Raw genomic sequence first — 18,840 nt, 5'->3', positions numbered from 1 at the left:
GTGATATTAAGATATGAAAAGATATGGGAAGGAGAAATAAAGTGAAGCTAAAGAGAAATGACTTATTCATTGGAATATATATTCTTTCAGCAGTATTATTCTTTATTATTTCAATTCCTTCATGGTTACTTGATATTTTGCTTGCATTTAATATAATGGTGGCTTTAGTTATATTATTTAACTCATTGTTTGCTAAAGAAGTATTGGATATGGCATCATTCCCAACAATGCTCTTATTTACAACAATTTTTAGAATTTCTCTTAACGTATCATCAACTAAGATGATATTAAGAGATGGTTATGCAGGTCACGTGGTTTCTGTGTTTGGACAATTCGTAGGTGGTGGTAATCTTGTAATTGGTACCATCATATTCATAGTATTGATTATTGTACAGTTTATAGTTATCAATAAAGGTTCTGAGAGAGTATCAGAAGTAACAGCAAGATTTACTCTTGATGCTATGGCTGGTAAGCAGATGGCTATTGATTCAGATCTTAATACAGGTGCTATTACTGATAAGGAAGCGGCAGAGAGAAGAAAGAAGTTACAGCAGGAGAACAGCTTCTTTGGTTCTATGGATGGTGCTACCAAGTACGTTAAGGGAGATGCAACAGCAGGTCTTATTATCACAGCAATCAACCTTGTTGGTGGTATTGCAATGGGTATGCTCTATAATGGAATGTCCATTAATGATGCACTTTCTACATATTCAATCCTTACAATTGGTGATGGTCTTTGCTCACAGATACCTTCACTTCTTATATCTTTGTCAACAGGTATATTAGTTACTAAGGCATCAAGCGAGGGTGAACTTGGTGACGAGATGGTTGGACAGTTGTTCTCAATGGACAGGGTCCTTATTATGGTAGGTGCAGCACTTATATTATTAGGTGTAGGAACACCACTTCCATTTTACATATTTGTGCCACTTGGTGTAGCACTTATTATCTATGGAAGAAAGTTAAAGGATAAGACAGGCGAGGCAACTATCGAGGAGATGGCAGAGGCAGAAGAAAATGAGGCTCAGGAAATCAGAAAGCCGGAAAATGTTGTTTCTTTGCTTAATGTAGACCCAATCGAATTAGAGTTTGGTTATGGTATTATACCTTTAGCCGATGTTAATCAGGGGGGTGATCTTCTTGACCGAGTTGTAATGATCAGACGACAGATAGCTCTTGAACTTGGTGCGGTAGTACCAATTATCAGATTAAGAGATAATATACAGCTTAATCCTAACCAGTATGTAATTAAGATTAAAGGCATACAGGTAAGTGAGGGCGAGATACTTTTTGACCATTATATGGCGATGAACCCGGGTTATGTAGAAGAAGAGATAACAGGTATTCCAACATTTGAACCATCTTTCCATCTTCCAGCCATATGGATTACTGAAAGCCAGAGAGAAAGAGCAGAATCTATGGGATATACTGTTGTTGACCCACCATCAATAATGGCTACACATCTTACTGAAGTAATAAGACAGCATATTGCAGAACTTCTTACAAGACAGGATGTTCAGAATCTTATTAACAATATTAAAGATAATAACCAGGCACTTATTGATGAGCTTGTACCTAAGCTTATCGGTATTGGTGAGATACAGAAGGTGTTACAGAACCTTTTATCAGAAGGCATATCAATCAGGGATCTTGTAACTATATTTGAAACACTTGCTGATCACGCGGCAGTCACAAGAGATACAGATATATTAACTGAATATGTAAGACAGAGCCTTAAGCGTGCTATTTCTGGCAAGTATTTTCCACCTAACGAGGTTACTAATGTTATTACTCTTGACCCTAAGGTTGAACAGGAGATTATGGCGGCTGTTAAGAATACAGAACAGGGAGCTTATCTGTCACTTGACCCTGCCCGTACTAAAGCTATTATGGATTCTTTAGGTGAAGAATTAAAGAAGCTTGAAGATATGGGAAAGAATCCGATTGTTATAACTTCGCCTATAGTCAGATTGTATTTTAAGAAGTTAGCATCTGATTACTATAAAGATATAATTGTGATTTCATATAATGAAGTGGAATCAAATGTTGAATTACAGTCAGTTGGGATGGTGACAGCATAATGATAGTTAAGAAATTTCAAGCGCCTACAGAAAGAGAGGCAATAATAAAAGCTCAGGAAGAATTAGGAAGCACAGCAGTTGTGCTTAATGTTAAGACAATTAAGCAGAGAGGCTTTGCAAAGCTTTTTAAGAAAGATGCTGTAGAAGTTACGGCAGCTCTTGAGGAAAAAGATTTTGTTGATGGAATTAACAAGTCAAGACCATCATTTGATAATACAATGAATAAAGAACAGATGATTAACAGAAGTATGGTTTCAACAGGAAGCCTTCCATCGATTAATCTTGTGGCTGATGATTCAGTTAATCTGTCGTCATCTTCGACGGCTTCTGCGATAGAGCAGAAGCTTGACTCGCTGCACGATCTTTTACAGAACCAGAGTTTTAATAAGCCGGCTGATGTGCAGGGAACAGTGTCTAATCCTTATTCAGGGGTGGCAGGCAGCGTAAGAAGCTTGTATAATGATGATACAGATATTAAGCCTGCATCATCTGATAATACTGAAAGACAGCAGGTTAAGCAGAGAGAAAATGCTAACTACAAATCATTACAGTTAATCTATAAGAAGCTTATTGATAATGAAGTTGACAGCAGATATGCAGATGAAATTATTGGTGAGATTGAGAACTCATTAAAGAAAGAGTCTAACATAGACAGTATTCTTTCTGCAGTATACCAGAAGATTATATTAAAGCTTGGAAAGCCTAGGGCTATTACATTATCAGATAAGGCGAAGGTCGTATTCTTCATAGGACCTACAGGAGTAGGAAAGACTACTACAATTGCCAAGATAGCTTCAAGCTTTAAGTTAGAGCATGAGGCAAAAGTTGCATTTATTACAGCAGATACATATAGAATAGCGGCTGTAGAGCAGCTTAATACATATGCTTCTATTATAGATTGCCCTGTAAGTGTTGTGTATTCTGTTGAGGATATGGATAAGAGCCTTACAGATTATAAGGATTATGACTTAATACTTATTGATACAGCAGGACGTTCGCATAAAGCAGACGACCAGATGGATGAATTAAAGTCATTTATAGAGCAGGTTGTCCAAAGAAAAGATGAGTTTGATTTTGAAAGCTATCTTACATTAAGTGTAACAACTAAATATAAAGATCTTAAGAGTATAGCGGACAAATATGATGATGTAGACTGGTCAATTATTTTTACTAAATTAGATGAAACTTGTTCACTTGGCAACATCCTTAATCTGAGAATGTTGACAGACAGACCACTTGCTTATACGACATCAGGACAGAATGTTCCTAATGACATTGAAGTAATCAATGAGCAGTGGATTGCCAAACAGCTTTTAGGAGGCGGCGAATGATGATGGATCAGGCAGAAAATCTGCGTAATATAATTAGACAACAAAATCAGAACAGCATTACCAATGCCAGAGTTATCGCTGTAACAAGCGGAAAGGGAGGTGTTGGCAAGTCTAATCTTTCGGTCAATCTTGCACTTGAATTTACAAGAATGGGCAAGAAAGTAATAATACTTGATGCAGATTTTGGTCTGGCTAATGTTGAAGTTATGTTCGGTGTTATACCAGAATATAACTTAAGCGACCTTATGTTTAAGGGCAAGGAGATTAAAGATATTATAACAGAAGGACCAGAGGGAGTTGGATTTATTTCTGGAGGTTCTGGGATAGCTAATCTTGTTAATCTTGACCAGGAACAGATTAAAAGACTGGTTAATAAGCTGTCAGACCTTGAGGCACTGGCAGATATAATAATAATAGATACAGGAGCTGGAATATCACCTAGTGTTATGGAATTCCTGTTATCAAGTCCTGAGACAATCATAGTTACTACACCTGAACCGACATCTGTAACCGATTCATATGCACTTCTTAAAGCACTCAGTATGAATGAGAATTACAAGAGCGAAGAGTGTACAATAAGAATGGTAGCTAACAGAGTTGATTCAGAGAGTGAAGGAAAGAATCTTTATGACAAGCTTAATGCAGTTGTAACACAGTTCCTAGGGATTAATATGGAATATCTTGGAAGTGTTCCGCAGGATTCAACTGTAAGGAAGGCAGTTATGAAGCAGAAGCCTGTTACAATAGTATACCCTAATTCTTTTGCAGCCAGGCATTTTAGGTATATAGCTGAGGAATTGTTAGGAAATGAAGGGGATGCTCCAATGCATAAAAAGGGAATTAGAAGTTATTTTAAAAATGTATTTTCACGCAAGATGTAATTACCTTGTAAAGTGATAATCTATGTGTATGGAGGTGTCAGTAATGTTCAAACCACTTGTAATAGGAAGCAGAATGGAATTAGTGTCAAAGAAGTCACTAAGAAATAACGAAGAAAGAATAGTATATGCAAGCCAGATATTAGATTTTAATGATGACAGCATTGTGTGTGCTATGCCAATATATGAAGGACGTATTGTGCCACTTGAGGCAGGGAAAAGATTTGATGCATATTTCTATGTAGGAACTAAGATATTCAGAGCTGACTGCACTGCAATTGACAGAGGCAGGGATAACAATATCCATACAGTTACGATACAGCTAGATTCAGAACTTCTTAAGTTCCAGAGAAGAGAATATTTCAGACTCAGTTGTGTTCTTCCGGTGAGTGTGAAAAAGGTTATAACGCTCAATGTAAAAGCAGATGAAGAAGCTGTCACAAATACAAAGTCAGAAGAAAAGACTGCATGCAAAGAACAGGAAGATATAGATAACTGCAAGATTGTTGATATAAGCGGTGGTGGAATAAGACTTCAGTCAAAGAAGAAATATCAGAAGGATGATTATATGATGTTAGATTTTGACTTAGATATTGATGGTTCAATATCACATAAAAGCATTATTGGCAAGGTTGTAGAATCAAGAGCTAATGATAATGATGGAACATTATTTGCTAATAGACTTCAATTTGTCGATATTGACAGACTCGACAGAGAGGAGATTATTAAATATATATTTGGACAGCAAAGAAATATCTTAAAAAAGGAGTTGAGTAGTAATGGCTAAAAAAATATTGGTTATAGATGACTCTGCACTTATGAGAAGGGTAATATCTGATATAATCAACGAAAGCAATGAATACGAAGTTGCGGCTATTGCCAAGGATGGACTTGAGGGATTAGATATGATTGTTTCTAATCCTTACGAATACAGTGCAGTCATTCTTGATATCAATATGCCAAAGCTAAATGGATTGGAACTCCTGCAAAGATTACAGAAGGATCATATTGAACAGACTGTAATTGTAGTAAGTACTGTTGCCAGGGAAGGTGCTAAAGAGACTATTCAGGCTCTTGAATATGGAGCATTTGATTTTGTCACTAAGCCTGAGAATTATCTTGAAACTAAGAGCGTTGAATTCAAGAATAGAATATTCGAGATGCTCAATGTTGCAACTAATTCCAAGGCATCTATAAGACGTACATCAATGTCAAAGACAATAGCTCCGGTAAAGAAAGACTTAAAGAGCGGCAGAACTTTAACATCGGTCATAGCCCGTACAGAAAGAACAAGAAGTACAGGTATTACTCCAGCACCAGTAAGAACAGTTGTACATACACCAGCCAAGAAGGTTGATGGAAGTATGTTTACAAGTGTTAAGACTGGAAAGAAGAAGATTGTCGCACTTGCTTGTTCAACAGGAGGCCCTAAATCATTGCAGCAGGTTATACCTATGCTTCCGGCAAAGCTTGATGCAGGGGTAGTTCTTGTTCAGCATATGCCGGCAGGTTTTACAGCGTCACTTGCAGCAAGACTTAACGAGATGAGTGATATTAATGTTAAGGAAGCCGCAGATGGTGATGTAATAAAGAAAGGCTGGGTATATATAGCACCAGGTGGTAAGCACATACGAATTGAGAAGAAAGGAACTGACTCAGTTATAAAGTTAAGCACAGAACCACCAATAGAAGGCTTAAGACCGTGTGCTAATGTGATGTATGAATCACTTACATCAAGTAATTATGATGAGATTACATGTGTAGTCCTTACGGGTATGGGAGCAGATGGTACCAATGGTATTAAGGCTCTTAACAAGAATCATAAGAACATATATGTTATAGCTCAGGATGAAGAGACCAGTGTAGTATATGGAATGCCAAAGGCAATAGCTGGCACGGGACTGGTCAATGAAGTAGTTCCATTAAACCGTGTAGCTGAAGCAATTACAAAAAACGTGGGGGTGTCTTAAAATGGATGTTAGCCAGTATTTAGAGATTTTTATTGATGAATCAAATGAACATTTACAGTCTCTTAGTGATCAGTTATTAATTCTTGAGAAAGAACCAGAGAATAGTGATACTATTAATGAAATATTCAGAGCAGCACATTCTTTAAAGGGTATGGCTGGTACTATGGGATATAAGAGAATGCAGAATCTTACACACGATATGGAAAATGTATTCTCAGAAGTACGTAATGGTAATATTAAAGTTACATCAGATATGTGTGATGTATTGTTCAAGTGCCTTGATGCACTTGAGAGTTATGTTTCCAATATCCAGAATACACAGGATGAAGGAACCGATGATAATGAACCTATAATAAAAGCACTTAATTCATTCATTGGCGGTAATGAAGTAGAGGAGAAGAAAGAAGCTTCAGCCAGCCAGCCAGCAGAAGAAGCAGCACAGGGAACAACATCTGAGCTTGTTTTTGCAGACTTTGAGATGAATGCAGTTAATGAAGCATTAAAGAAGGGTCTTGGAGTATATGAGATAGTAGTAACAGTTGATGAGAATTGTATACTTAAGGCAGCAAGGGCATTTCTTGTATTTAAGAATCTTGAAGGACATTGCGATGTTATCAAATCAGAGCCATCAACACAGGATATAGAAGATGAGAAGTTTGAGAAAGATTTCACAATAGTTGTTGTATCTCACGAAAGCCTTGATGAAGTAATATCTATTATTAAGAGTGTATCAGAGATTAAGACAGCAGAAGGAAAGGCAATAACAGTTCCATTTCAAGAAGTTAATGATGCACCAGCAGAAGAAGAGAAGAAGGAAGAAGTTAAGAAACAGCCAGCTGTTACAGAGCCAGCCAAGAAGGAAGAAGCTAAGAAGACAGCGGCTGCATCGCCAGCTAAGAAGGCGGCAACAGCTAATAACAAGGCTGTAAGTCATACAGTACGAGTTGATATAGATAAGCTTGATGTCCTTATGAACCTTGTCAGCGAGCTTATTATTGCTAAGAATGGTCTTGTATCAGCAAGTATTTCTTCAGACGAAGCAGCAACAACTAATAATCAGAAGTTTACAGAACAGATTGAATACCTTGAAAGAGTAACAACTAACCTTCACGAATCAGTTATGAAGGTACGAATGATGCCTATTGAAGGTGTAATCAGTAAGTTCCCTCGTATGATCAGAGATCTTAATAAGAAGCTCAATAAGAAAATGGAGCTTTATATCACTGGTGAAGAGACAGAGCTTGATAGAACTGTCCTTGATGAAATTGGTGATCCTATTATGCACCTTTTAAGAAATTCTGCTGACCATGGACTTGAAAGTGCTGAGGTAAGAGCAGAAAGAGGTAAGCCGGAAGTTGGTTCTATTTACCTTAATGCATTCCAGGAAGGTAATAATGTTGTTATCGAAGTATCTGATGATGGTAATGGTATAGATATAGAGAGAGTTAAGGCAAAGGCTGTCGAGAAGGGTACAGTTACTCAGGAACAGGCTGATGCTATGACAGAGAAAGAAGCAATTGACCTCTTATTCAGACCAAGCTTTTCAACATCAGAGAAGATTACAGATGTATCAGGTCGAGGTGTTGGTCTTGATGTTGTTAAGTCTAAGATTGAAGCACTTGGTGGAGATGTAGAAGTTAAGACAAAGTATGGCGAAGGAAGTACATTCAGTATCAGACTTCCACTTACACTTGCTATTATTCAAGCTCTTATGGTTAAGCTTGGAGATGAGAAATATGCTATATCACTTGGTGCTATTGAAACAATTGAAGATGTTCCAGTAACTGATATCAAGTATATACATGCTAAAGAGGTAATCAACTTAAGAGGAAGCGTAATACCTCTTATAAGATTAAGAGATATTCTTGATGTTCCGGGTGAACAGGAAGAGTCAGATACAATTACAGTTGTAATTGTAAGAAAGGGTGACAAGCTCGCAGGTCTTGTTGTTGATAGTCTTATTGGTCAGATGGAAATCGTAATTAAGTCACTTGGCAAGTATATTAATATTAATAGAATGATAAGTGGAGCAACTATTCTTGGTGATGGTTCAGTAGCTTTAATTATCGATGCGAACACATTAGTATAGGAGGTGGCATTAGTTATGGAGAATGTTAATGCAATAGAAGAAAAGAAAGAAGAAGTTTCAACAACTGTACAGTATATAGTAGTTAAGATTGGTAATGAGCAGTATGGTATCAATATCAAATATATTGATAACATTGTAAGAAAGCAGGATATTACAAGAGTACCTAAGACTCAGCATTATTATAAGGGAGTAATCAATTTAAGAGGTGAGATTATCCCGGTAATGAGTGTAAGATTAAAGCTTGGCTTAGAGGATGATGTATACACAGATAAGACAAGATATATAATTGTCAAGGTTGAAGGTGCTACAATTGGTATTATTGTTGACGAGGTTAGAGAAGTTGTTACACTTAATAGTGATGACACAGAAAGTGTTAACCGTTCAGCAGGTGATGAAGTTACTAATAATTATATAAGTGCAATCGGAAAGCATGGCGGAGAGCTTATTTCATTGTTAGACATAGTCAGCCTTATTGTAGAGAATAAATAAAATATAAATGTTAGGAATTGAGGTTTAATATGTCAGACGTAGATTTAGAACAGCTCAATGATATGCAGTTAGATGTATTAAAGGAAATCGGTAACATAGGTGCAGGCAATGCTACAACAGCATTGTCTACAATGCTTAACGTAAAGATGGATATGTCTGTACCTAATGTTGCTTTAATACAGTTCAAGGATATATCAACAATTATAGGAAGTGAAGATCAGACTGTTGTTGGAATTCTTTTGGGATTAGAGGGCGATATCGATGGTATGATGTTATTCATATTTGATACTAAGTCGGCACATCACCTTGTTAACAGCCTTATGTTACAGAATGATGATGTTGTTGATGAGAGTGCAGATTTTACTGATATGGAAATGTCGGCATTGAATGAAATTGGTAATATAGCATCAGGTTCATATCTTACTGCTATATCATCACTTACAAAGCTTAATATTATAGCGACTGTTCCGCAGATGACTATAGATATGATTGGAGCACTTTTAAGTGTTCCGGCATCAGAATTTGGTAAGTATGGTGATAAGTTATTATTAATTCAGACACAGTTTGGCGAATTAGATTTTGTTAAAGGATATTTTCTTCTTATTCCAGAGCTTGAATCATACGATAAGATTCTTCGTTCATTAGGAGTTATTAGCTGATAATATTCTTGGGATGAGAGTAACATTATGAATTTAGATGAGATGATAAAAGTGGGTATGGCAGATTTAAAAGTAGGTAAGTCACCAGATGTTTTAACAACTCTGGGACTTGGCTCTTGTGTAGGAGTTGCTATATATGATCCAGTTACTAAGATTAGTGGACTTCTGCACTGTATGCTGCCAGACAGTACACAGTTTAGAAATAATTCTAATAAAGCAAAATATGCAGACAGTGGAATAGATGAGCTTGTAGCCCAGATGCTAAAGTTAGGAGCAAGCAAAGTAAGGCTTGTTGCCAAGATAGCTGGAGGTGCTCAGATGTTTGCGATGAATACTAACAACGACACATTAAGAGTGGGTGAACGTAATGTGGCGGCTGTTAAGATGAAGTTATCTGAATTAAATATACGTTTATTATCAGAAGATTGCGGATTGAATTATGGACGTACAGTTGAATTTTATTCAGAGACGGGAGAATATGTAATAAAATCAGTTGGTAAGCCAAGAAAGGTTATATAAGCTTATGAAAAGATTTAGAAATGTTTCTGCTATAGTAACATTGCTTGCTGGATTTATTACTGCTGTTGTTATGATAATCAACAGGTATAGTCTTGTTTCATTCCTGTGGATTCTTATAGGGGTAATGGTGTGTTTTTATGCTGTGAGCAGAATTATATGTTTTATAGTAGACAGAAAGATTACCAAAGCAGAAGAACAGGAAGAAGCTGAAAGACTAGAGAAGGAAAAAGAGAGGCTTGAGGCCGAAGAAAAAGAGGCCACGGAAGGCAAAAATGATGAATCTGACGCTATGAATGGTAATCAGAGAGCTAACAGATAATATACATTATTATTAAGTACGGGGGCATTCTTTGTATGGATGAAGCGGGAAGAAACAGGCTATGGGAAAAGTATATTGCAAGTCACGACAGCGAAATCCGTGAACAGCTCATAGTTGAATATGCACAGCTGGTTAAGCTTGTTGCAGGAAGAATGAATATGTATCTTGGCTATAATGTTGAATATGACGACCTTGTAGGATATGGTGTATTTGGTCTGATTGATGCGATAGACAAGTTCGATAGTGGTAAGAATGTCAAGTTTGAGACATATGCCAGTTTAAGGATAAGAGGTGCGATTCTCGATCAGATTCGTAAAATGGATTGGATTCCAAGGTCCTTAAGGCAGAAACAGAAGAAAATAGATGCTGCTATGGCTAAAATTGAGGCAGATAGCGGCAAAGTAGCAACAGATGATGAACTTGCGTTGGAATTAGGGATTTCAATGGATGAATTAAGCGATTGGCAAGGTCAGATGAAGTCTTCTAATCTTATATCATTGGATGAATATACAGAAGCTGGAAGTGAAGTCAAGATGGAGAGCGTGGGTAACTCACATTTTGAAGAACCAGAAGATGTAGTGGAGAAAGAAGAACTTAAGAAGAAGCTTGTACAGGCAATAGACCTTCTTACAGAGAAGGAGAGAAGTGTTATTGTGTTATACTATTATGAGGATATGACTCTTAAAGAGATAAGTATGACGCTTGATGTTTCAGAATCAAGGGTATCGCAGCTTCATACCAAGGCTCTCAGTAAAATGAAGAAAATAATGGGTGATTATATGTTTCCAGCGTAGACAAAAGCTGTAGTGCAGAAATATAGTGGCAAAAAGCAGAAAGTGAGTCATATATGATTAAAGAATGTATGTCAGGGTATTTTCAATTTTCATCAAAGGAAGATGGATTATATATTACAGTATATCCACCTAAGTCTGGTTATGGAGCAGCCAGCATTGATGATGTAATGTTTTATGTTGATAATAAGAATATAAGCTGTGATAGTGTAAAGCTTATGGAAGCTGTTAAGGCAGGTTCGGCGGCAGAGACAACTGTTAAGGTGTCAGAAGAAAGTCAGCTGGAATGTAGTGAATTTGCTGATTACAGAATAAGCAGTGATTGTATGAGGGTGGAAGCTTGTTTCTATCCTCCTTTTGAGAATGGTGGAATGTTAGATAAAGATGAGATTATAAGGGATTTACAGCATATCGGTGTTACTTATGGTGTGGATGAAGAAGTTATAGACTCGTTTTTAAAAGACAGGCATTACGGCAAAGCCTATACAGTGGCTAAAGGAACTGAGCCGGTAAGCGGCAGGGAAGGTTATGTTGAATATAAGTTCAATACAGAATTAAAGCCAAGACCAAAGATGAACGAGGATGGCACAGTAGATTTCCATACATTAGAGAATGTTAATCATGTAACCAAGGGAGATACAGTTGCAGTTCTTCATCCAGAGTATGTTGGTGAAGCTGGAACAGATGTACTTAACAGAAGTGTTAATCCAGATAAGGTAAAGCACGTTGTGTTCAGATTTGGGCGTAATCTTGTAATATCGGAAGATGGCAAAGAATTAATTACACTGGTAAGCGGACACGTAGTACTTGAGTCTGATAAAGTGTTTGTATCTAATGTGCTTGAGCTTGTTGATGTAGATAACTCAACTGGTGATATAGATTACAATGGTGATGTCAGTATTAAAGGAAATGTACTTGCAGGCTTTACTGTTAAGGCATCGGGCAATGTAGTAGTTACAGGTGTGGTTGAAGGTGCAACAGTAATAGCTGGTGGAGATATCACTTTAAACAGAGGAGTTCAGGGAATGAACAAGGCTGTTATAAAGGCAGGCGGTAAAATTGTATCCAAGTTCATAGAAAGCGTACAGCTTGTTGAGGCAGGCGGTAATATTGAAGCAGATTCTATTCTTCATAGCAAGGTAGTAGCTAAAGGTGTTATCAATGCCAATGGAAAGAATGGTCTTATAATAGGTGGCGATGTTAAATCAACAGTTATGATACAGGCAAAGACCATAGGTAATGAAATGGGTACAGCTACAGTTGTAGGAGTTGGTGTTGACCCTACAATGAAGAAGCGGATGGATGAGCTTAAGAAGGGCCTGAGTAAGATGGGGGATGAGAAAATCCAGCTTGCACAGCTTATGACAGCACTTAGAAAGAAACAGGATGCAGAAGGAACACTTAGTCCTGAGAAGCAGGAGATGCTCTCAAAGACTATGCGTAACCTTTTGGTTATGGATCAGCAGCTGGCTAAAGAAAAGAAAGAATACGAAGACATAAGATCCTGCATAGGTGAAGAAAAGAATGCTTGTATAAAGGTAAGCAACAGGGCTTATGTTGGTACTAAGCTTATGTTTGGTGATATATGTATGTTCCTGAAAGAAAAATATGATTATTGCCAGTTCAGAAAAGAAGGAGCTGAAATAAAGAGTCTGCCACTTTAATTATTAAGTGGTTAATTGTGATAAAGAGGTGTTGATATGATAGTAAGACCGATGGAATTTGGTATGATTCAACAGCAGAATACGGTATCACAAGTCAGACATAATGAAGATGTCAGACCTATGGTAGAACAGCAGACGACGGCGGTTCAGTTACAGAAAGATATCCACACAAGAGCTGAACAGGTGAATCATAAAGAAGACCCTAATAACAGACAGAAAAAGTTTGATGCTAAGGATAAAAGTGATAACGAGTATCAGTCTGGACATAAAGAAAGGAAAAATCAGACATCAGAAGACGGTAAAGTGTTTATTAAAGACTTGGAAGATATAGACTTTGACGTCAAAGTATGATTAATGGAGAGATAATGGGAACTGTAGCGATAGTTTTAATAGTTATAGGTATAATATGCGTTATAATAAGCATTATACTTGGAATAACTGATAATAAAGAACAGGCTGATACTGCTTCATATGTATCAGATTATGATTCGGCAAAGCAAGTGTCACAGGTATCAAAGGCTATAGATGACATAATTGAGAAGAAAATGCAGGATATAGAAGAAAAGACTGAGGCAAGCCTTGATAAAATATCCAATACCAAGATTCTTGAAATGAATGAGTATGCAGACAATGTTCTAAAAGAAATCAATCGTAATCATAATGAAGTAATGTTTATGTATGATATGCTTAACGAGAAGGATAAAGAGATTAAGACTACAGTTAAGAGTGTCAATGCAACTAACACACAGGCAAGAGGAATGGGAACAGTAAGGGAAAGACTTATAAAGCTTGATGAAACACAGAAAGCACCACAGAGAATAAGTGTTGATGAATTTCCACTTGATGATAAGTTAGATAAGAATCAGAAGATTATGACCTTATATAATAATGGCTATAACGATATTGATATAGCTAAACGTTTAAAGTTTGGAGTTGGAGAGGTTCGTCTTGTTATCAAGTTATATGTTAATGCAGCAGGCGAATAAAAGTAATTACTGGTTAATGAGGTTAGTGTATAAAGTGATTAATACTGATTGTTATCAGGTGAAATTATGTTAGAATTAAGGAACAGGTGCATTATACAATGAAGTTAAGATATTATTTAAGCGGTCTTGGAAGCGGAATTATTATCGCAGTTCTTATTATGCTTATTGCTGACAAAGTTACAGCGGTTAATAATAATGTTAATGGTTCAAATGTCCCACAGGAGACGACTGGTTCTGTTATAGCCTATACAACACAATCGGATAAAGATAATGAAACAATACAGGCTGAAAGCACAGAACATTCAGAGAATAAGGGTAACGAAGATACAACATCAGCTGACACAGCAAAGAATTCGGTAGTAAAAGCGACGGATAGTTCTACTACAGCTACAACAAGGTATGTATCGGAGGAAGATAAGGTTATAGTTAATATCAATCCTAAGAATATAAAGGTTGCGGCTGATATATCAAAGATACTTAAGAATAAGGGTGTTATAGAAGATGCAGATGCTTTTACACAGTATATGGCAACTTATGGATATTCAAGAATAGTCCAGCAGGGCAACTTTGAATTGATTAAGGGTGATTCATATGAGAATATCGCAAGAATAATAACAAGAAGCGATGTAGATAATAATAATAACACACAGGCTGACTAAGATTATTTGGTCAGCCTGTATTTATCTTTGCTGTTTGTTTTTGTATAAAAAATGCTTGCAATTATTTAATGGTATTGATATAATACATTTCGTGTGAAAAAGCATGCAGGTGGATGGCATAGCGGGTGCCGTTGTACGCAGACGGTGGCTATACGGGATGTGTTGCATAATCCAGGAAGCCTGCAAAAGATAATTTAACCAATGGAGGTATTAAAATGAGCGTAATTTCAATGAAGCAGTTACTTGAAGCAGGTGTTCATTTCGGACATCAGACAAGAAGATGGAATCCTAAGATGGCTGAGTACATCTACACAGAAAGAAATGGTATCCATATCATCGATTTACAGAAGTCAGTAGGAAAGGTTGATGAAGCTTATAAGGCAGTTTCTGATATCGTTGCTGATGGTGGTACAATCCTTTTCGTAGGTACAAAGAAGCAGGCACAGGATGCAATCGCTAATGAAGCTACAAGATGTGGTATGTATTTCGTTAACGAAAGATGGTTAGGTGGTATGCTCACTAACTTCAAGACAATCCAGTCAAGAATTGCAAGACTTAAAGAAATCGAAACAATGCAGGAAGATGGAACATTTGATGTTCTTCCTAAGAAGGAAGTTATTAACTTAAAGAAGGAATTAGAAAAGCTTCAGAAGAACCTTGGTGGTATCAAGGAAATGAAGAGAATTCCAGATGCTATCTTTATCGTAGATCCTAAGAAGGAAAGAATCTGCGTTCAGGAAGCACACGCACTTGGTATCACATTAATCGGTATCGCTGATACTAACTGTGATCCAGATGAATTAGATTATGTTATTCCTGGTAACGATGACGCTATCAGAGCTGTTAACTTAATCGTTTCAAAGATGGCTGACGCTGTTATCGAAGCTAATCAGGGTGAAGAAGCTGTAGCCGCTGATGCAGAAGAAGTAGCTGAGGAAGCTTAATATTTAAGGTTTGACTTAAGTTTATGTATGCTTCAGCCTGTAGTTTCAGGTTGAAGCATTTTTTAAGATTATTTTAAAATATTATAATTTGGAGGAAAGTAAAATGGCAGCAATTACAGCAGCAATGGTTAAAGAACTTAGAGAGTCTACTGGTGCAGGTATGATGGAATGTAAGAAGGCTCTTACAGAGACAGATGGAGATATGGAAGCAGCTGTTGATGTTCTTAGAAAGAGCGGAGCAGCTAAGGTAGAAAAGAAAGCCGGCAGAATCGCAGCAGAAGGTATCACAAGAGTTGCATCAGAAGGCAACACAGCAGTAGTAGTAGAAGTTAACTCAGAGACAGATTTCGTTGCAAAGAACGCTGTATTCCAGGAATTTGTTCAGAACGTAGCTGATAAGGCTCTTAAGGCTTCAGTTGATAAGGCTGGAGATGGCGAAGATGTATGTGCAATTCTTGATATGAAGTCTGAGCTTGAAGAAAAGACTATCGTAATCGGTGAAAAGCTTTCTTTAAGAAGATTTGAAAAGCTTACAGGTGACTGTGTTGCTTCATATGTTCACGGTGGTGGAAGAATTGGCGTTCTTGTTGCAGCAGAAGGTGCTACAGGAGATGCAGTTAAAGAAGCACTTACTAACATTGCTATGCAGATAGCAGCTATGAACCCACAGTATATCAGTAGAAATGATATGTCAGCGGAAGAACTTACTAAGTTAAGAGAAATCATCGAAGAGAGTGCGTTAAATGACCCAGCTACTCTTCCAAAGCCAATCTTAAATAAGTTAATTGATAAGGCTGTTAATGATAAAGTATGGAGCGATGAAGATATTGCAACATATGAAGAACATAAGAGCAATATGCAGTATTTATTCAACTTCCTTTCAAAGGAAGCTGCTTCTCAGTTAGCTGAGCTTGCATTAGCTGACAGAGCTAATATTGCTGCTGATAAGATTTTTAATGGATTAGTAGAAGGCCGTGTGTCTAAGCAGCTTAAGGAAATCTGCCTTATGGATCAGGTATATGTTAAGGCTGAGGATGGAAAGCAGTCAGTATCTAAGTATATTGCAGAAGTAGGCAAGGCAGCTGGTTCACCATTTACTATTAAGAACTTTGTTCGTTTTGAAGTTGGTGAAGGTCTTGAGAAGAAGAATGAAGATTTCGCAGCGGAAGTTGCAGCTCAGCTTCAGTAATTAATAATTATATTTACTAAACCATATCTTGTTAATACAGGATATGGTTTTTTACTTTATAGGAAATTGCATTTCCTATAAAGTAAAAACACTCCGCAAGGATGCGACCCATGTGGAGATGAAGATGCACTTGCGTGCCCACATGGGCGCGCAAAGAGTCACAAAGTGACTCTTTGTTCTGAATAGTATTTAATGAAATTTAATAATTTCTATTGAAATATAAAAGAGTGATTGATATAATAAATTTAAGTTATATATGAGACGTGTTAATCTTGAATAATAATTGTTGGAAAATTGGATTTATTATGTCATATTAAAAGAACCATCTAATGCTGTGAAGTATATATTAGTATGTTATATATCAGGATATAAAATATCAGCATATGACAATTAATATATGCGGGGTATAATATTATGTGTATTTTATGCACGCCTTGTATGAAACAAAAAAGTTACATAAAAAGGAGAAAGATATGAATGTAAAAGATTCGATTAGAAAAAGGTTGAACAAGAGCTTTACTATAATTTCTCTTGTATGCAGTATTGGTCTTGTTATATGTGGTATTTCATTATTTGCAATAAGCAGCCAGTATCATAATGCACTTACTAATTATGGATTTGCCCAGGGAGATATTGGTAAGGCTATGACAACATTCTCTGAGGCAAGAAGTTCGTTAAGAGCTGTAATTGGTTATACAGATATGAATGAGATTGCTGATGAACAGAAGGATTATGAGACTAAGAAGTCAGCAATTGAAGGTTATATGGCAGATGTTGAGAAGACAATAGTAACTAAGGCCGGTAAAGATGCTTATGCACAGGTTGAATCAGCACTTAATGGTTACTGGACCAAGGCTGACAGCATTTTAAAGCAGGGTGCTACAACAGATAATGGAGCTTCTGGTGCAGCTCAGAAGAAAGAGATTGAAGAGCTTTCACCTATGTACGATAATGTATATGCTGCATTAAAGAATATAATGGATATCAATGTTACTAAGGGTGATGAAGTACAGAATACATTGAATGTTCTTATGTATATATTAATTGTTTTAGTTGTTGCAATTATTGCATTTAGTGTATATATGTCAACACACCTTGGAAGAAGAATTGCTGATAATATTGAGAAGCCAGTAGAAGCATTGGCTGAAAGACTTAAGAAGTTCGCAGCAGGTGATCTTGACAGCGAATTCCCAGAAAGTGAGATTGATGATGAGATAGCTTATATGAATAATGTAGCTAAGGAGATGGCTGCTGACCTTAATCTTATCATCAGCGACTTAAGCAGACTTATGGATGAGATGGCAGCCGGTAACTTTAAGATTAAGACAGATATCGAAGATAAATATGTTGGTAAATTTGTTAATCTTAAAGATGCAATTCGTAATATGAATAGAAAGATGGATGCTACACTTAAGAGTGTTGATGAATCATCACAGCAGGTAACAGTAGGTTCAGAGAACCTTGCACAGTCTGCACAGGAATTAGCAGAAGGCGCTACAGAACAGGCTGGAGCTGTTGAAGAGCTTCAGGCTACAATAGCAACTCTTACTGAGCAGATTGCAGATACAGCAGATAATTTACAAAAGACAAGTGACAAGGCTGTAGACCATGCGAAGAATGCTGATGCCAGCAAGGTAGAGATGCACTCACTTATGGAAGCTATGCAGCGTATTAGTGATACATCTAAGAAGATTGAGAATATCATTTCTGATATTGAAAGTATTGCAAGCCAGACTAATCTTCTTTCTCTTAATGCAGCTATTGAGGCAGCAAGAGCAGGTGAGGCTGGTAAGGGCTTTGCAGTTGTTGCTGAGCAGATTAGAATGCTTGCTGACCAGAGTGCCCAGTCAGCCGTTGATACAAGAACTCTTATTGAAGGTGCATTAAATGAAATAGAAGAAGGTAATACAGTAGCTATGAAGGTTGCTGAATCAATGGATTCAGTTGTTCAGGGAATCAATGATATTGCTGATGTATCTAAGCAGCTTAGCGAGAACTCTAATGTTCAGATTGCAGCTATGAGAGAGGCTGAAAAGGGAATCGACCAGATTTCAGAAGTTGTACAGTCTAACTCAGCAGCATCAGAAGAGTGTTCTGCTACAAGTGAAGAGCTTTCTGCACAGGCAGAAGCTATGAATGAATTAATTTCACAGTTCACACTTAGAGATTAATTAATATTGAAGAATATAATGTATTGTGTTATAATTAATCGGATAATGATTGTTATAATGCAATACATTTTTTTGGCTGGTTTGCATTATAAGACAGGCTT

Annotated in this window: 18 protein-coding genes; all 18 read left to right on the top strand. The window is 36.9% G+C overall.

Going from position 1 to position 18,840, the window contains the following annotated elements; genetic code table 11:
* Positions 1-41 precede the first annotated feature (41 nt).
* Complete coding sequence (gene flhA, locus BM157_RS02520) at positions 42-2,081, top strand: flagellar biosynthesis protein FlhA (RefSeq protein WP_022502691.1); 2,040 nt, start codon at positions 42-44, stop codon at positions 2,079-2,081.
* The gene (flhF, locus tag BM157_RS02515; RefSeq protein ID WP_055174412.1) at positions 2,081-3,412 is read left to right on the top strand and encodes a flagellar biosynthesis protein FlhF; all 1,332 of its coding nucleotides are present in this window, start codon (positions 2,081-2,083) and stop codon (positions 3,410-3,412) included. The genes flhA and flhF overlap by 1 nt, the downstream gene beginning before the upstream one ends.
* A 2-nt stretch (positions 3,413-3,414) precedes the next feature.
* A complete protein-coding gene (locus BM157_RS02510; protein ID WP_055175030.1) occupies positions 3,415-4,293 on the top strand; it encodes a MinD/ParA family protein in 879 nt (292 codons plus the stop codon).
* A 43-nt stretch (positions 4,294-4,336) separates the two neighbouring features.
* Positions 4,337-5,077 carry a flagellar brake protein gene (locus BM157_RS02505; protein WP_022502688.1) on the top strand — a complete coding sequence of 247 codons (741 nt, stop codon included), beginning with the start codon at positions 4,337-4,339 and terminating at the stop codon, positions 5,075-5,077.
* A complete protein-coding gene (gene cheB, locus BM157_RS02500) occupies positions 5,070-6,260 on the top strand; it encodes a chemotaxis-specific protein-glutamate methyltransferase CheB (protein ID WP_022502687.1) in 1,191 nt (396 codons plus the stop codon). Before BM157_RS02505 ends, cheB begins: the two co-directional genes overlap by 8 nt.
* Position 6,261: 1 nt before the next feature.
* Entirely contained in the window at positions 6,262-8,349 is a 2,088-nt protein-coding gene (locus tag BM157_RS02495; RefSeq protein ID WP_055174414.1) for a chemotaxis protein CheA, read from the top strand.
* A gap of 15 nt (positions 8,350-8,364) precedes the next feature.
* Entirely contained in the window at positions 8,365-8,838 is a 474-nt protein-coding gene (locus BM157_RS02490; protein WP_022502685.1) for a chemotaxis protein CheW, read from the top strand.
* Between the two features lie 29 nt (positions 8,839-8,867).
* Entirely contained in the window at positions 8,868-9,497 is a 630-nt protein-coding gene (locus tag BM157_RS02485; protein WP_022502684.1) for a chemotaxis protein CheC, read from the top strand.
* A 27-nt stretch (positions 9,498-9,524) separates the two neighbouring features.
* Positions 9,525-10,016 carry a chemotaxis protein CheD gene (locus BM157_RS02480; protein WP_022502683.1) on the top strand — a complete coding sequence of 164 codons (492 nt, stop codon included), beginning with the start codon at positions 9,525-9,527 and terminating at the stop codon, positions 10,014-10,016.
* Between the two features lie 4 nt (positions 10,017-10,020).
* Positions 10,021-10,335 (top strand): hypothetical protein, encoded by a 315-nt coding sequence (locus tag BM157_RS02475; protein ID WP_022502682.1) that lies wholly within the window; start codon positions 10,021-10,023, stop codon positions 10,333-10,335.
* Between the two features lie 35 nt (positions 10,336-10,370).
* A complete protein-coding gene (locus BM157_RS02470; protein ID WP_022502681.1) occupies positions 10,371-11,129 on the top strand; it encodes a FliA/WhiG family RNA polymerase sigma factor in 759 nt (252 codons plus the stop codon).
* 53 nt (positions 11,130-11,182) lie between these two features.
* Positions 11,183-12,790 (top strand): DUF342 domain-containing protein, encoded by a 1,608-nt coding sequence (locus tag BM157_RS02465; RefSeq protein WP_022502680.1) that lies wholly within the window; start codon positions 11,183-11,185, stop codon positions 12,788-12,790.
* 36 nt (positions 12,791-12,826) lie between these two features.
* Complete coding sequence (locus tag BM157_RS02460; protein WP_022502679.1) at positions 12,827-13,141, top strand: hypothetical protein; 315 nt, start codon at positions 12,827-12,829, stop codon at positions 13,139-13,141.
* A gap of 14 nt (positions 13,142-13,155) precedes the next feature.
* The gene (locus BM157_RS02455) at positions 13,156-13,776 is read left to right on the top strand and encodes a DUF6115 domain-containing protein (protein ID WP_055174421.1); all 621 of its coding nucleotides are present in this window, start codon (positions 13,156-13,158) and stop codon (positions 13,774-13,776) included.
* Positions 13,777-13,874: 98 nt separating this feature from the next.
* On the top strand, positions 13,875-14,435 hold the full coding sequence (locus tag BM157_RS02450; RefSeq protein WP_055307028.1) for a hypothetical protein: 561 nt from the start codon (positions 13,875-13,877) through the stop codon (positions 14,433-14,435).
* Positions 14,436-14,650: 215 nt separating this feature from the next.
* Positions 14,651-15,379, top strand: coding sequence for a 30S ribosomal protein S2 (rpsB, locus tag BM157_RS02445; RefSeq protein ID WP_055174425.1), 729 nt, complete (start codon positions 14,651-14,653; stop codon positions 15,377-15,379).
* Positions 15,380-15,482: 103 nt separating this feature from the next.
* Positions 15,483-16,568: a translation elongation factor Ts gene (gene tsf, locus BM157_RS02440; RefSeq protein WP_090139839.1), complete on the top strand. Its 1,086-nt coding sequence runs from the start codon at positions 15,483-15,485 to the stop codon at positions 16,566-16,568.
* Between the two features lie 473 nt (positions 16,569-17,041).
* A complete protein-coding gene (locus BM157_RS02435) occupies positions 17,042-18,739 on the top strand; it encodes a methyl-accepting chemotaxis protein (protein WP_090139837.1) in 1,698 nt (565 codons plus the stop codon).
* Positions 18,740-18,840: the final 101 nt, after the last annotated feature.

Origin of the sequence: [Lactobacillus] rogosae, from assembly GCA_900112995.1 — a bacterium.
In the GTDB taxonomy this organism is placed as follows: domain Bacteria; phylum Bacillota; class Clostridia; order Lachnospirales; family Lachnospiraceae; genus Lachnospira; species Lachnospira rogosae.
Note: the sequence above shows the minus strand (reverse complement) of the source record. Positions and strands in the feature narration are given on the sequence as shown.